Origin of the sequence: Corticimicrobacter populi (assembly GCF_003123725.1) — a bacterium.
GTDB classification, from domain to species: Bacteria; Pseudomonadota; Gammaproteobacteria; order Burkholderiales; family Burkholderiaceae_B; genus Corticimicrobacter; species Corticimicrobacter populi.
This window is the reverse complement of the sequence record NZ_QETA01000004.1, coordinates 76,935-91,305: the sequence shown is the minus strand read 5'-3', so window position 1 is coordinate 91,305 and position 14,371 is coordinate 76,935. Positions and strand designations below refer to the sequence as shown.

Sequence of the window (14,371 nt, the reverse complement as noted above, 5' to 3'; positions counted from 1 at the left end):
GCCCTCCAGGCACCGCCGGCCTGGTCCACACTGCCAGCAAGAAAGCCCGACAGCATCCAGCCGGTTCATGACTTCCGTTTCGCAGCCAAAGGTTCGTCCGACATGCATCCATCGACGCGCTCTTCCTCGCCGTTTGCCTGCCACACGCTGACGCCCGGGCCGGCCTTGCGCCCCCTGTGCCTGGCCCTGGCGCTGGCGCTGCTGGCCCATGCCGGCAACCTCCAGGCGGCTGCGCCGATCGAATTCGATCCCCGCTTCCTGCGCGGCAGCGAAGGACAGGATATCGACCTGTCGCGCTTCAGGCAGGGCAATGTCCTGCAAGCCGGCACGCAGCGTTACGACCTGTTCGTCAACGGAGAATGGCTGGGCCCCGAGAACATCCGCGCCATCGCACGTCCGGACGGCGAAAACGCCGACCTGTGTTTCAGCCCGACACAGGTCAGCCAATGGAGCCTGAATCTCGCCGCCTTGCCCGACAGTGCCGAGGCCCAGCGCCAACTCGCCGCCGGCGACGCGGCCTGCTTCGATGCCGCCGGGCTGATTCCCGATTTCCAGGCAGTCCCCTCCGTGTCCGACCTGACGTTGAATATTTCGATTCCGCAGGCCTACGTCTCGCGCCATGCACGCGGCTATGTGGCCCCGGACAAATGGGAACAAGGCATCAACGCCGGCTTTCTGAACTACAACCTGAACGCCTACCGCTCCGAGTATCGGCACTTCGACTCTCAGAACAACTTTTTCGGCAACTTCAATGCCGGGATGAACCTGGGGGCCTGGCGCCTGCGCTACAACGCCTCCTACTCGCACGATTCGTTCGCCGGCAGCCATTACCAGAATGTCAGCACCTACGTACAGCGCGATATCGCCCCATGGCGTTCGCAACTGACCATCGGACAGTCATACACCCAGAACACGCTGTTCAACAGCGTGCCGTACACCGGTATCCAGATCAACAGCGATGACCGCATGCTGCCCGACTCGCTCACCGGCTTTGCCCCGCTGATCCAGGGCGTGGCCGACAGCAATGCCCGTGTCAGTGTGTTCCAGGATGGCAACCAGATCTACGAGACCTCCGTGCCACCCGGCCCGTTCGTCATCGACGATCTCTACAACACCGGCTATGCCGGCGACCTAGACGTGGTCGTGACCGAAGCCAGTGGCCAAACCAAGCGCTTTACCGTGCCCTACGCCTCGGTCGCCCAGTTGCTGCGCCCCGGCCTGTCGCGCTACAGCCTGACGGCCGGCCGCTATCGCGACCGTAACCTCGACTCGCTACCCAGCTTCGTGCAAGGCACCTACCAGCGTGGCCTGACCAATCTGGTGTCGGCCTATGGCGGTACCATCGTGGCTGAACACTACCTGGCTGGACAGTTGGGCCTGGCCTTCAATACCCGCCTGGGTGCCTTCGCCCTGGACGCCACCCACTCGCATGCCAGCAACCTGCCCACCAGTTGGCTGAATGCCGGCGGCAGCATGAGTGGGCAGAGCTACCGTATCAGTTTCAGCAAGCTGGTCAACAGCACCAACACCAACCTGACACTGGCCGCCTACCGCTTCTCCAGCAGCGGCTACCTGAGCCTGGCCGACTTTGCACGCGCCCGCAATCCCGGCGGCACCCGCAACACCTATGCGCTCGACAGCGGTGGCGGCAGCTTCGGCTCGGACAACAGCTACTACGGCAGCTCCCCCTATCCGCAGCGCCACCGCTTCCAGGCCACCATCAACCAGCCACTGGGCAATTACGGCACGCTCTACGTTAGCGGCTCGACCCAGGACTACTGGAACGCCAGCCAGAAAAGCAACACGACCTATCAGGTGGGCTACAACAAGGGTTTCGGCTGGGGCAGCATGAACCTCAACGTCAGCCGCTTCAACTCCGGTCTGTCCGCCAGCGAGACCCAGGCCATGCTCAGCTTGAACATCCCCCTTGGCCGCAACAACGCCCCCACGCTCAGTACGTCGGTCACCCGTTCCAGCCACGGCAGCTCTTCCATGATGGCCAACCTGCACGGCAGTGCCGGCGAACGCCGCCAACTCTCGTACAGCATCTACAACACCTACCAGGACTACGACGGCGGCCATGACAACAATGCCGGCGGCTCGGTACAGTACGATGGCCGCTACACGCAGGTCGGTGCCAGCGCCAGCGCCGGCAGCCAGGGCACGCGCCAGGGCAGCCTGAGCCTGAACGGCAGCGTGGTCGCCCATGCCGGCGGCGTCAACTTCGTGCGCAACCAGGGGGATACCTTCGCCATCCTGCACGCGCCCGGTGCCACAGGAGCCAGTATCAATGGCGACAACGGCAGCCTGATCGACGGCTCCGGCTATGGGGTCGCCAGCAACCTGATCCCCTACCGCAACAACAGCGTCTCGATCGATCCCAAGGGATCCTCGCTGGATGTCGAGATTCTAGGCAGTTCGCAGAATGTCGCGCCCACGGCCGGTGCCATCGTCATGCTCGAATACGAAACCCGCAGCGGCCGCGCCGTCCTCATGGATGTCCGCCTCGATAACGGCCAGGCCCCGCCGATGGGCGCGGATGTCCGCAACCCGGACGGCCTGAGCATCGCCCAGGTCGGCCAGGGTGGCCGCATCTTCGTGCGCGGCCTCGAGGAGCCAACCGACCTCCAGGTGATCTGGGGCAGCGACGCCACCAGCCAGTGCCGCATCCAGTATGCCCCTCCGGCTCAACACGACAGCAGCCTGCCTTTCGCCCGGCAGCGTGTCCAGTGCCTGTCCCTGCCCGGCCAGCAGGGCACGGCATCCCTTTCCTGATTCCAGAAAAAGAGACTTCCATGACATCACGCCTGCGAACCCGCCTGCTGCGCACCGCATCGCGCACCCTGTGCTCCGGCCTGCTGCTGTTGCCGCTGGCCAGTTGGGGCGCGACCTACTGCCAGACCAGCAACCTGACGGCCAACCTGGGCGTACAGTCGCTCAGCGCCGGTGCCGACGCCAACACCATCGGCCAGCAGATCGGCAACGAAAGCAAGCCCGAAGGTCGAATCTTCGATGGCAACAGCAATGCCCAGTGCCGCATGGTCCGCTCCTGGGCCACGCCCGCCCGGCCTGTGGTGCCCGGCGTGTTCTACCAGTCCGGCGGCAAGACCTATCCGGTATTCGAAACCGGCATCGCCGGCATCGGCTACGCCATCGGCATCTCGGACCGCAAGAGCTACGACTACCAGCCCCTGCAGGCACAAGGCAATACGCCGACCTACAGCGGCTCGCCCACCGTCACCATGGGTTTCAACATTCAGGTCGTTTTCGTCGCGACCGGTCGCCTGCAGAGCGGCACCTACAACATGCCGTATACGCAGCTGGCGAATTTCTACGTGGAGACGGCCAATGGCAATGTCGAAGGCGGTGCCTACATCCAGGCCAATGCCACTTTCGACATCAATGCCATCACCTGCACCCTGCATGGTGCCAATGCCTATACCATGACCCTGCCACCCGTATCGGTCAACGACTTCGCCAACGTGGCCATAGGCTCAGCTCCGTCCAATGTCGGTGCGTCCAACGCGATCAACCTGAACCTCAGTTGTCCGGCCGGCATTTCGCTGTATGCCACCATGACCGACAACAACGATCCGGGCAGTACGAAGAACTATCTCAGCCCCGGCAGCGGCGACGGCATTGCCCAGGGTATCGGCATACAGATGTTCCGCGACGGCAGCAGCACACCCATCAGCATGGGCCCGGACTCTTCCGCCGTCGGCAATACCAACCAGTGGTATATCGGCTCCGCCCCCAGCAACATAGGCCTCTTGCTGAGAACCAGCCTGCAGGCCCAGTACGTCAGGACGGCGCAAACGATGAAGGCAGGCGAGGTCCGGGCAGTGGCGACCGTGACGTTTTCGTATCGTTAGGACACGCCGCCCCGGAAGCGCTGCCCGGTCAGTTTCCCTGCAGCCAGCGCTGGTATGCCGACCGGGTCACTTCCGACACGGACTCCAGCACTTTCTCGTGCTTGACCTGATGCCGCACCATCAGCCGCGCATCTGCCACGGTGCGCGACTTGCAGTACCAGTGGCAGCTGTGCTGGAACAGATACAGCTCGGCAGAAAGGTGAAAGGCACGCGCCTTCGGATCCCATCCCGCCTCGTTGTCCACTGCATGGCGCAGACCGACAGCATGAATCTGCAACAGCTTGCGAAAATCACGCACCGCCGAGGGCATGAACCGCTCGGCATAGGGAATACACAAGGCAAAGGTGCCCATACTGGCCGCTTCCGCGCTTTCCTTCTGCATGGCATTGGCCAATGTCTGCACCTGCGCGGCCACCGACCGCTCCGTAGGCGCGAACGTCTCCAGCACCTGGAGCTGGCGCGACTCGGACGCCTCATGGATGGCTCGGGTATAGCCCTGCGTAAGCGTTTCCATATGGCGCTCAAGTTGCAGATTGGCCAGATGCCCACCCAGCAGAGTGATATGCATACGCTGGTAACGCACGCGCAGCACCTGCCACGCCAGGGCAATCACCAATAGAATCAATACAATATCCACGACTTCCATCCTTTTGCCGGGCGTCCGGCGGGGTTGCGGCGGATTGTATCAGGTCACCTGCGCAGCCCGGGATCAGGCGTTGCCAGCGTCTTGCAGCAACTCACGCACCAGCGGAATCACTTTACTACCGTAGAGTTCGATGCTGCGCATCAGCAAGGCATGAGGAATGGCCCCGTTGGCATACTTGAAATCCAGCCGCGCAAGATCCAGTCCTCTGACGATGCGCACAATCTTCCTGGCAACCGTTTCCGGCGAGCCGATCAGATAAGCGCCCTCGAAGCTGGACTGGGCCAGGAACTCCTGCCTGCTCAGCGCCCGCCCCCCACGCTCCAGCGCAACCTGACTGAAATAGGGACCGATATAGGGCCAGGACTGCTCCAGCGCCTCGGCATCCGTGTTGGCGATGAACCCCGGCAAATGCGCCGCAACCGGCAGGGGCGACTGCCCAGCATCGCGCAGCGCCTGGGCGTACAGATCACGCAAAGGCCGAAAACGCAGCGGATCGCCACCGATGATCGCCAGCACGACCGGCAGTCCATAGCGCGCCGCACGGATCAATGACTGGGGCGTACCGCCCACACCAACCCAGGTTGGCAGCAACCGGTTTTCGGTAGGGGGATACACCATCGCACCGCTCAGGGACTCACGATGACGCCCCGACCAGGTCACTGGCTGCTGGCTACGCGCCGCCATGTAAAGCGCCAGCTTTTCCTCAAACAGCATTTCGTAGTCATCCAGGCGTTGCCCGAACAGGTGAAATGACTCGATGAAGGAGCCGCGGCCGAGCTGCACCTCGGCACGCCCGGACGACACGGCATCCAGGGTGGAAAAACGCTCAACCACGCGGATGGGATCGTCGGATGACAGCACCGTCACGGCCGAGCCAAGCGTGATTCGCCGGGTGGCCCCTGCAATGGCACCCAGCACGACATCCGGGGAAGAAACGGCAAAATCAGGGCGATGGTGCTCACCGATACCGATGGCATCGATCCCGAGCTGGTCGGCCAGCACGGCCTGCTCTACCACGCAACGCAGCACCTGCGCATGCGAGTGCGGAGAACCATCGTCGGCACGGGTCACATCGCCAAAGGTATCAAGCCCGAACTGCAAAGTCTCGTGACGCGCCATGGAGGTCCTTATTCATCATCTCGCCCAGGACAGCGTCTTCACAGATGCAGCCCTGGGCGCTCATTTCATTTAACCATACTTGATGAAACGGATACTCAGGCGCGATGGATCCAGGTCGGCGCAATCTGCGTGCCCTGTCCAGCGCCATAACCGAAATAGATATTCAGACCACCCAGCGGCTCCAGATAGCGGGCATTCTTCAGACCACCCGCATCGACGGGGACAAAGCCAATGCTTTCGATGAGCACACGCGCAGTCTGCTTGGCGCGCTCGCTGTCACCGGCGAAGTACACCGGTACCGTAGCACCATCAGCGAACAGCGGGCCATCTGCCAGCACCTGGGCGAATACGGTATTGAACGCCTTCACCACTTCTGCCCCCGGTACGGCCTTGGCGATCTCCTCGCTCGCCGAGGTATCGTGGCCAATCGTCAGGCCTATATAGTCAGCCGTCAGCGGGTTGGTGATATCAACCACCACCCGGCCTGTCAGATCACCCAGCGATTGCAGCGCCGCTACGGCATCGCCATACCCTACGGCCAGCACCACCACATCGGAATCACCCAGTGCTTCGCTGGGCGACACAGCAATCGCGCCGGGATGCGCAGAGGCCAGGGCCTGAGCCTTGGACAAGTCGCGGGCGGTGACTCGCACCAAATGGCCGGCACGAGTAAATTGGCTGACAAATCCGGCACCCATATTGCCGGAACCGATGACGGTGACTTTCATGACGAACTCCTGCGTAGAAAAGCGTTGAGAAACGCGATATCCGTACTTTATTGGTCACGCTGAATTTAATAAATACAATATCTATAGACTCACTGTCTCTTAAGGAGAGACTATGGATAAGCTTCAAGCCATGTCGACCTTCATCGCCGTGGTCAATGCCGGCAGTTTTGTAGGTGCAATAGAAACAACCGGCCTGTCGAAACCCGCCGTATCCCGCCAGGTATCCGATCTGGAACACATGCTGGGGATTCGACTGCTGCACCGCACTACCCGCCGCCTTTCCCTGACAGAGGATGGGCGTCGTTATTACGAGCGCAGCAAGGAGCTGCTCGCCGCCATACAGCACATGGAAGAAGAAGCCGGACAACAAATAAGCCAGGCGCACGGACGCCTGAGAGTCGGAGCCCCGCAGGACTTCGGCGTCGAGTTGCTGGCACCGTTGTGGCCCCGCTTCCTGGCAGAAAATCCACAGGTACAAATGGATGTCGTGCTCTCGGACCGGGTCATGGATCTGGTCGAAGAGGGCTATGACCTGGTGGTACGCATCGGCCAGACACCCAATTCATCTCTGATCGGCCGCCCCCTGGCACAGACCCGGTTGCTACTGTGCGCCTCCCCCGACTATCTGGCTGCTGCCGAGCCGGTCACCCACCCCACCGATCTGGCGAAACACGTCACGATAGCCTACAGCTATTTCTCAGCAGGTGATGCCTGGTGCTTCAGTACCGATGATGGCCAGGCAATCACAGCGCGTGTACAGCCACGCGTGCATACCAGCAGCGGAGCAACCTGCAGGGCCCTGGCAGTTGCAGGACAAGGCATCATTCTCCAGCCAGACTTTCTGGTGTATCGCGAATTGCGCTCAGGCGCGCTCGTACAGCTATTGCCCGAATGGCACAGCCATACCCTGACAATCCAGGCGCTGTATCCCACGCGCACGCTGGTGCCCGTCAAGGTACAGCGACTGCGTGATTTTCTCGTCGATGCATTGGCACCTCCGCCATGGCAGCATGCAGCGGAGGCTGAGTAACGCAGGTGTTCGCAAAATCAGGCTGCTTGTAGTTAGCGTTATTTCAGCCAGTTTTGGCTCAAATGCAAAAAAGGCCCAAACCGAAGCTTGGGCCTTTTTAAGAATTTGGAGCGGGAAACGAGTCTCGAACTCGCGACCTCAACCTTGGCAAGGTTGCGCTCTACCAACTGAGCTATTCCCGCATTTAGCTACGCATGTGCTGCGTAATCTAAAATGCCAAGCTGCACACGCAGCTTAAACATAAAAACCTGGAGCGGGAGACGAGTCTCGAACTCGCGACCTCAACCTTGGCAAGGTTGCGCTCTACCAACTGAGCTACTCCCGCATCAGCAGCAAAAACATACTTAATTCAGCATAGCTTCGCTGCGAGAACGAAACTATAGCAAGAAATTTTGTACTATGTCAAGCATGCCCACCCAGAAAATTCATGCTGTCATGCTGTCTATCTCCTCCCAGGATTTGCACTCTCTCAACACGCTACGCCTGCCCTCCAGGGCGCTGGCTTGTGTCACGCTGGAGGATACCGGACAGCTCCCCGAGCTGAGCGCACTGGCACAGCAATACCCACAGGTGCACGTATTGGGTGGCGGCAGCAACATGGTGCTGGCTCCGAAAATCGGCGGACTGACCGTGCGAGTGCGCCTGCCCGGCATCCGGCTTATATCGGAAAGCGACGATGCCTGGCTGGTCGAAGCCGGGGCCGGCGAAGTCTGGCATGACTTTGTACGCACCTGCCTGGATCAGGGCTGGCCCGGGCTGGAAAACCTGGCGCTGATCCCCGGCACGGTCGGTGCTGCACCCGTGCAAAACATCGGGGCCTATGGTGTGGAAGTCGGCAGCCGTATCGACAGCGTGCTGGCCTGGCATATTCCACAGGGCAGAATGCACTGTCTGGACGCATCTGAATGCCGATTTGCCTATCGCGACAGCCTGTTCAAGCATGCGGAACCCGGCACATGGCTGATTACTGCAGTCCGTTTCCGCCTGCCCCGGCAGTGGCGACCGGTGCTGGACTATCCCGACCTGCAGAAGCATCCACTGCTGGCACGCGCCACTTCGACAGAACAAGGGGACAGCGCACCAGCCGGCCCGACTGCGCGACAGATCTTCGATGCGGTCTGTGACATTCGCCGGGCCAAGCTGCCCGATCCTCGGGAACTGGGCAATGCCGGCAGCTATTTCAAGAACCCGGTGGTCTCCACAACACAATGGGAAGCTCTGCACGCACACCACCCTGCCCTGCCCGGCTACCTGCAAACCGATGGTCGCTGGAAGCTGGCGGCGGGCTGGCTGATCGACCAGTGTGGCTGGAAAGGCAAGCGCCTGGGGCCGGTGGGCATGCATACACGGCAGGCGCTGGTACTCATCAATTACGGTGGTGCACAGGCGACCGATGTACTGGCGCTGGAAGAGGCTGTACGTGCCGATGTGCGGGAGCGTTTCGGCGTCGAACTGGAGCGCGAGCCGGTGGCCTGGGGGCAACCCTGATCCGGGCAGGGACGACATCGACAAATAAGCATATAGGGTGCAGAATAGGCTTTTGCCTGCCGTGACAGCACCCGCCTCAGCATCCCCCTCGCCCGATCCGTCCGCAAGCGCGTCCGCCCTGCCGAACGCCGGGTTGTGGTGCACGCTGTCAATGCTGAATCACGTCGCACTCAACGGTGGGCGCGTGGCGGTTTCCCTCACCGCAATCAGCCTGCACATGTCGACCTTCATGGTGGGCTTTCTGGTAGCGCTGTTCGCTGTCCTGCCCATGCTGTTTTCGGTCTATACCGGACGTTGGGTGGATCGTATCGGGGTCAGCCTCCCGATGCGCATCGGCAATGCCCTCATCATCGTCGGCGCAATCATTCCCCTGCTCTGGTCGGATCTGGCCGCCCTGGTTCTGGCCGCCGGCATGATCGGCATCGGTTTCACACTCCATCAGGTTTCCACCCAGAACCTGATGGGGCGTGGCGACAGCAAACAGCGGCTGCGCAATTTCTCATGGCTGGCGCTGGCGCAATCGGTATCTGGATTTTCCGGGCCGCTGCTGGCCGGGCTGGCCATCGACCACCTGGGGCACCGCTTTGCCTTTGGGGTGCTGGCCATCGGGCCGATCATTGCCCTGTACGGCCTGCGCAAGCTGCTGCCCACGCTGCCGCCGCATGTGGCATCGGCCCCGGAGCACAAGGTCGAAGAGCTACCTGAGCCTGCGCCGCTGACCGCCACTGAACAGCAGCAGGCCGACATGCAGGCCAAGGCCCCCAAGCCGGGCATCCGCGATCTGCTGCGCATTGCCGAGCTACGCCGCATCCTTGGCACCAACACCGTATTGTCTGGTGCCTGGGACACACACGCCTTCATCGTGCCGATCTACGGTGTGTCCATCGGCCTGTCCGCCACCACCATCGGCACGGTCCTGGCCTGCTTCTCACTGGCCACCTTCGTGATCCGACTGGCGCTGCCTTATATACAGAAGCACGTACGCCCCTGGACCTTGCTGGTGTCGGCCACGATCAGCGCGGGGTGCATCTTCCTGCTGTACCCGCTGTTCCGCGAAATCTCGTTCCTGCTGACGCTCTCGTTCATCCTGGGCCTGGCGCTGGGTGGCAGCCAGCCCAGCCTGCTGGCCTTGATGCACCAGCACTCTCCTCCCGGGCGCACTGCCGAGACCGTCGGACTGCGCCTGGCCCTGCTGAATTCAACCCAGGTCATGCTGCCCATGGGTTTCGGCGCGCTGGGCAACGCCATCGGCATCGCCCCCCTGTTCTGGGCCTATGCGCTGCTGCTCTATGGCAGCAGTTGGCTCAACCGGGACAAGTTCGACCGCTTCAAGAAGAAAAAGCCCCAGCATCCAGCCCCCCCGCCGGAAACATCCACAACCGGGCCTGCGTCCATACCGACATCAGCATCGACGACACCATCAGAGGCAGCCCCCGCACCGGAATCGCCACCTGCACCTGCATCGGAGTCGGAGTCGGAGTCGGAGTCGGAGTCGGAGTCGGCAACATGCTCCGTCACGCAGGAGCCTGCACGGCCGACACCTATTGCGCTACCAGAACAGGAACCCGCTCCCCTGCCGCCAGTCCTGCCCAAGCAGGCCAGCAAAACGCAACGCGCCGAACCATCAAGCCCGACACCGGCCGAGCCCGCCTCTACGTCGTCACCCCCGACTGCGCGGTAAATGGCGTGCGCACCGGCACGCCCATGTCGCGCCACTTGTCGGGGTGGCAGGTCAGCAACAGGATCTGGTGACGCTGCGCCGCATCGAACAGCATGCGTTTCATCTGCGCCAGACGGGCCTCGTCGGTGTGTACCAGCGCATCATCCAGAATCAGCAACGTGGGGCGACCGGCCTGCTGCAACAGGTCGGCATAGGCCAGACGGCAGGCCAGTCCGATCTGTTCTCGCGACCCAAAGCTGAGTGCCTCCAGCGGCGTGCCCAACCTGCCATCGCGGGTCAGGGATGCGGGCTGCAAGGTTTCATCCAGTGCAATGCCGGCCTGTGGGTAGAGCAACGGCAAGTAGCGCTGCAGGTGCTGTTGCAGCGGTGCCTGCAAGCGACCGATGAGGATCTGGCGCTTGTCTGACAGCAACTGCACCAGCAGTTGCAAGGCCTGCGCGCGCTGCGCCAGTTGCTGGCGACGACGCTCGGCCTGTTCGAAGGTGGCGTCGGCTTCTGCATATTGCGTATCCAGTCCCTGCGCTCCCAGGCTTTCCAGCTGGGCACGCAGGACATCCAGGCGATGCCCCAGCTCGAGAAAAGCCGTTTCCTGGTGTCGGGCACTCTGCGTCAGGCGCTGGATATCCTGCTCCAGCAGATCGGGGCGGGCAGCATCGATGTCACGCTGGCGGGCTTCGATACGGGCCTGCTGTGCCTGCGCCTCGGCCTGCAGCGTGAGTAGGCGTTCCCGGCCTGCGCGCAGTTGTTGCAGCCGGGCCGGATCGGCCAGCCGGGCCTGTAGCGCCTCATGCTCCTGGTGCGCATGGCGGGCCTGTTGCTGAGCCTGCTGGTGCGCCAGCACGGCATCATGCTGCTGGCGCTCGGCCTGCTGCAGATGTTCCCGGCACAGGTCGGCCTGCCGCCGGGCACCATGCTCGTCCGCTTCGGTCGCTGCGGCCTCGCGCCAGTCCTGGCCAGGATGCAGTTGCTGCCAGTGCGCCAGCCACGCCGTCCAGTCCTGTGTCTGGCGCTGCACCTGCAACTGCAATGCCCCATGCTCCGCTTCCAGCGCGGCCACACCCTTGGCAGCCAGGCTCTGCAGCATGGTCTGCGCATGCTTGCCGTCGGCCTGATGGCGTTGTGCCTGTGCATGCCGTGCCTCGACTGCTGCCAGCGTCTCAAGCCCCAGGGCCTGAGCGTGTTGCCGGCAGCGCGCTTCGAGTTCGCTGTGACGACGCCCCAGTTCGGCCAGGTCGCGGACACCGGGAATCAGTTCCAGCTCGCCCACGCCCGGCAAGCTCAGCGTGGCGGCTTCCAGCAGCGGCTGCTCGCCCTCGCCCTGCAACATCGCCGCCCCCAACTGCAGGGTCTGCCCCGGCACCAGACGGTAACGGATGCGCGTCGCCAGGCCCTGGCGCTGGATATCCAGTTCGCGCAGTTGCTGTGCATCCTGTCGCCACTGTTTCCAGACCGCTTCGTCCACGGCCAGGGCTGCTTCGGCCTGTTGCGCATCGCGCCAGGCTTGCTGCCAGCGCTGCGCCTGTGCCAGCCTGTCCTGGAATTCCTGCTGGCGCTGAGCCAGAATCTCGCCCTGCTGCCGCAACTGCAGGCCGCGCAGCGCCGACTGGCTGCGCGCCAACGCTTCCTGTGCCTGCTGCCAGGCGGCCTGGGCGCGTGTCGTCTGAGTACGCAGCAGTGCCAGCGCCTGTGCGGTGGACTCCGCCTGGGCATCGGCCTGCTGGCACGCCTGCGCGCGCGCCTGGGCCTGTTGTTCATCCTGCTGCTGTGCCAGCAGCGTCTCGCGCTGCAGCTGCAGATTGAGCGTGGTCTGGTCGGCCGCCTGCCGGTCCTGTTCCTGTCGGGCCTGCAGTTGGCGAATGGCCACCAGCTTCTGCTCGGCCTCGGCCTGCTGGTGACGCAAGCTTTCCCAGGGACGCTGGGCACTGTCCTGACGGTGCCGCTGCTGCAAGGTGGCCAGCTCATCGACCTGCTGGCGATAGGCCTGCAGGCGAACCTGCAGGGCCTCGCTCTCCTGCCTGGCTTCTTCGGCCTGCTGGATCGCCTGCAGATAAGCTCCGGTAGGCTTGGCCGTGCGCGCAGTCAGGTACTGGGCCAGCTCGGTCTCGGCACGTCGCAGCAAGCCATCACCTTCGCGCTGGTCGGATGCGCCCACCATGTCACCCAATGCCTGCTGCAGGTAATCGGCGGCATGAGCCACCGGCTCGCGCCATTCCTGACCACTGCCCTGTTCGACCCACAACAGGCCAGGCACACCCCAGTGCTCGGGCTTGCTCAATCCTTTTTTGGAATAGCCGAAGCCCATCATCTCGGCCAGCCGCTGCTCGGCCTCCTCGCCGTCCCATTGCTGATGACCATCACTGAGCAGGCAGCGCTTTTTCTTGAGAAATTGCTTAGACAGCCGCCAGGGCCGCCCCTGCCACAGGAATTCGAGTTCGACCGAAGGCGAGGCGGCGCTGTCGTCCTGCGGCTGCAGATGCAACAGCGTACCGGCACTGTAGCGTTCCAGGAATATCGTGCGGATGGCGCGTGCCAACGTGCTTTTGCCGGCCTCGTTGGGGCCGCTCAGGATGTTCAGGCCCGGCGTCAGGCCATCGACGACAAACGGAGCGCGATAGCACTGGAATTGTTCGACACGGATCTGCTGCAATTGCATCATGCTTCCTCCAGCCACTGGGCCAGAATCACCAAGGCCTCACGGCTGGTGCCGCTGTCGTCGCTTTCCTGGCGGGCCTGCAACTCGGCGATCACTTCGCCGACATAGCCCGATGCCGAGAGCGCGGCCAGCTCCTGTTCTCCGGGATAGAGTTTCAGGCCATCCTGCTGCACGGACAGGCTGCGCAGCAGCGCCTGCGCACGAGCCAGCGCCTCCTGCAACCGATGCTGGCCGGCCAGGTCGGTGCGCCCCTCCAGGGTCAGGTCGAGCACGGCCTGTGCCGGCGCAGCCTCCAGGCGGGCCACCAGGCGATCCAGGTCATCGGGCACAGCCAGAGTGTCATGCCACTGCTGCCACACATGATGCGCCACGAACAGCGGCTCGACCGTCGGTGCGACAGAGGCCGTGGCCGATGCACCGTCATCCCACGCCACCGACAGCACATGGCCTGCACCGTTGTCCTTGAAGCGGTCGGGTTCGGGCGTGCCGCTGTACCAGGTATGCGCGTCGATGCAACGCTGGCCATGCCAGTCGCCCAGTGCCAGGTAGTCGAGCCGGGCACGCGCAGCGCGATCAGGGGCGATAGGGTTGGGCGCGTCGATATCGTCCTGCAAGATGCCCTGCACACTGCCATGGGCCAACCCGATTCGGTGCCAGCCGGTCGGTGTCCCAGCCTGATCGAACCAGGTGGTCAGGTCTTCGTAGGTCTGGCGCTGGGTCAGCGGTGCAGGCAGGATCGCCAGACTCGAGGCCTCCAGCAAAATGACTTCGGGCCGCAGCGCCAGATGCATGCGCGGGCCGGGCAGGCCCAGGCGCTGCGCCTGGGTCCAGACACTCTCGACCAGCGCCGCATCATGATTGCCCGGCAACAGCACCCAGTCGCCATCGAACCCCTGCAGTGCATTGAACAGACGCCGCAACGTGCGCTCGGATACCGTCTGCGCATCGAACACGTCGCCCGCGACCAGTACGGCATCGTAGCCGCCCGATTGGGCCAGCGCGGCGATCCGTTCGACCGTACGGAAGCGGGCCTCGGACAGGGCCGCAGCGTCCTCGGGTTCGAAGCGTGCGTACTGACGGCCGATCTGCCAGTCGGCCGTGTGCAGGATGCGGGTCATGGGTATTAATTTTCCGTATGCGAGGCAAACCGTTAT

Annotated in this window: 9 protein-coding genes, 2 tRNA genes and 1 pseudogene; 5 read left to right on the top strand and 7 right to left on the bottom strand. The window is 63.1% G+C overall.

Annotated features, from left to right (window positions below; genetic code table 11):
• Window positions 1-102 precede the first annotated feature (102 nt).
• Window positions 103-2,775 (top strand): fimbria/pilus outer membrane usher protein, encoded by a 2,673-nt coding sequence (locus DD235_RS10495; RefSeq protein ID WP_109062039.1) that lies wholly within the window; start codon window positions 103-105, stop codon window positions 2,773-2,775.
• Window positions 2,776-2,795: 20 nt separating this feature from the next.
• On the top strand, window positions 2,796-3,872 hold the full coding sequence (locus DD235_RS10490; RefSeq protein WP_109062038.1) for a fimbrial protein: 1,077 nt from the start codon (window positions 2,796-2,798) through the stop codon (window positions 3,870-3,872).
• Between the two features lie 28 nt (window positions 3,873-3,900).
• On the opposite strand, the gene DD235_RS10485 is transcribed toward DD235_RS10490, so the two are convergent.
• From DD235_RS10485 to DD235_RS10475, 3 genes are all read right to left on the bottom strand, one after another.
• Complete coding sequence (locus DD235_RS10485) at window positions 3,901-4,509, bottom strand: hypothetical protein (protein ID WP_109062275.1); 609 nt, start codon at window positions 4,507-4,509, stop codon at window positions 3,901-3,903.
• Between the two features lie 72 nt (window positions 4,510-4,581).
• Window positions 4,582-5,637 (bottom strand): LLM class flavin-dependent oxidoreductase, encoded by a 1,056-nt coding sequence (locus tag DD235_RS10480; protein ID WP_109062037.1) that lies wholly within the window; start codon window positions 5,635-5,637, stop codon window positions 4,582-4,584.
• Window positions 5,638-5,732: 95 nt separating this feature from the next.
• Window positions 5,733-6,365 carry an NADPH-dependent F420 reductase gene (locus DD235_RS10475; RefSeq protein ID WP_109062036.1) on the bottom strand — a complete coding sequence of 211 codons (633 nt, stop codon included), beginning with the start codon at window positions 6,363-6,365 and terminating at the stop codon, window positions 5,733-5,735.
• A gap of 112 nt (window positions 6,366-6,477) precedes the next feature.
• Here DD235_RS10475 and DD235_RS10470 point away from each other — a divergent pair, with 112 nt between their 5' ends.
• Window positions 6,478-7,395 carry a LysR family transcriptional regulator gene (locus DD235_RS10470; RefSeq protein WP_109062035.1) on the top strand — a complete coding sequence of 306 codons (918 nt, stop codon included), beginning with the start codon at window positions 6,478-6,480 and terminating at the stop codon, window positions 7,393-7,395.
• A gap of 106 nt (window positions 7,396-7,501) precedes the next feature.
• Here DD235_RS10470 and DD235_RS10465 read toward each other — a convergent pair.
• Window positions 7,502-7,577: transfer RNA gene (locus DD235_RS10465), tRNA-Gly, on the bottom strand.
• A 67-nt stretch (window positions 7,578-7,644) separates the two neighbouring features.
• Window positions 7,645-7,720: transfer RNA gene (locus DD235_RS10460), tRNA-Gly, on the bottom strand.
• 74 nt (window positions 7,721-7,794) lie between these two features.
• On the opposite strand from DD235_RS10460, the gene murB reads away from it, so the two are divergent.
• Together murB and DD235_RS10450 are read left to right on the top strand one after the other, a co-directional pair.
• Window positions 7,795-8,883: a UDP-N-acetylmuramate dehydrogenase gene (murB, locus tag DD235_RS10455; RefSeq protein ID WP_109062034.1), complete on the top strand. Its 1,089-nt coding sequence runs from the start codon at window positions 7,795-7,797 to the stop codon at window positions 8,881-8,883.
• A gap of 151 nt (window positions 8,884-9,034) precedes the next feature.
• Window positions 9,035-10,198, top strand: a pseudogene (locus DD235_RS10450) (MFS transporter); the annotation flags it as partial.
• 337 nt (window positions 10,199-10,535) lie between these two features.
• Here the strand turns inward: DD235_RS10450 and DD235_RS10445 are convergent.
• Together DD235_RS10445 and DD235_RS10440 are read right to left on the bottom strand one after the other, a co-directional pair.
• On the bottom strand, window positions 10,536-13,220 hold the full coding sequence (locus DD235_RS10445; RefSeq protein WP_109062032.1) for an AAA family ATPase: 2,685 nt from the start codon (window positions 13,218-13,220) through the stop codon (window positions 10,536-10,538).
• Window positions 13,217-14,335, bottom strand: coding sequence for a metallophosphoesterase family protein (locus DD235_RS10440; protein WP_109062031.1), 1,119 nt, complete (start codon window positions 14,333-14,335; stop codon window positions 13,217-13,219). Before DD235_RS10440 ends, DD235_RS10445 begins: the two co-directional genes overlap by 4 nt.
• Window positions 14,336-14,371: the final 36 nt, after the last annotated feature.

What these genes read in the sequence shown, in the direction of transcription:
- DD235_RS10495 (WP_109062039.1), top strand. Translation starts at nt 103, where the DNA reads ATGCATCCATCGACGCGCTCTTCCTCGCCGTTTGCCTGCCACACGCTG.
- DD235_RS10490 (WP_109062038.1), top strand. Translation starts at nt 2,796, where the DNA reads ATGACATCACGCCTGCGAACCCGCCTGCTGCGCACCGCATCGCGCACC.
- DD235_RS10480 (WP_109062037.1), bottom strand. Translation starts at nt 5,637, where the DNA reads ATGGCGCGTCACGAGACTTTGCAGTTCGGGCTTGATACCTTTGGCGAT.
- DD235_RS10475 (WP_109062036.1), bottom strand. Translation starts at nt 6,365, where the DNA reads ATGAAAGTCACCGTCATCGGTTCCGGCAATATGGGTGCCGGATTTGTC.
- DD235_RS10470 (WP_109062035.1), top strand. Translation starts at nt 6,478, where the DNA reads ATGGATAAGCTTCAAGCCATGTCGACCTTCATCGCCGTGGTCAATGCC.
- murB (WP_109062034.1), top strand. Translation starts at nt 7,795, where the DNA reads ATGTCAAGCATGCCCACCCAGAAAATTCATGCTGTCATGCTGTCTATC.
- DD235_RS10445 (WP_109062032.1), bottom strand. Translation starts at nt 13,220, where the DNA reads ATGATGCAATTGCAGCAGATCCGTGTCGAACAATTCCAGTGCTATCGC.
- DD235_RS10440 (WP_109062031.1), bottom strand. Translation starts at nt 14,335, where the DNA reads ATGACCCGCATCCTGCACACGGCCGACTGGCAGATCGGCCGTCAGTAC.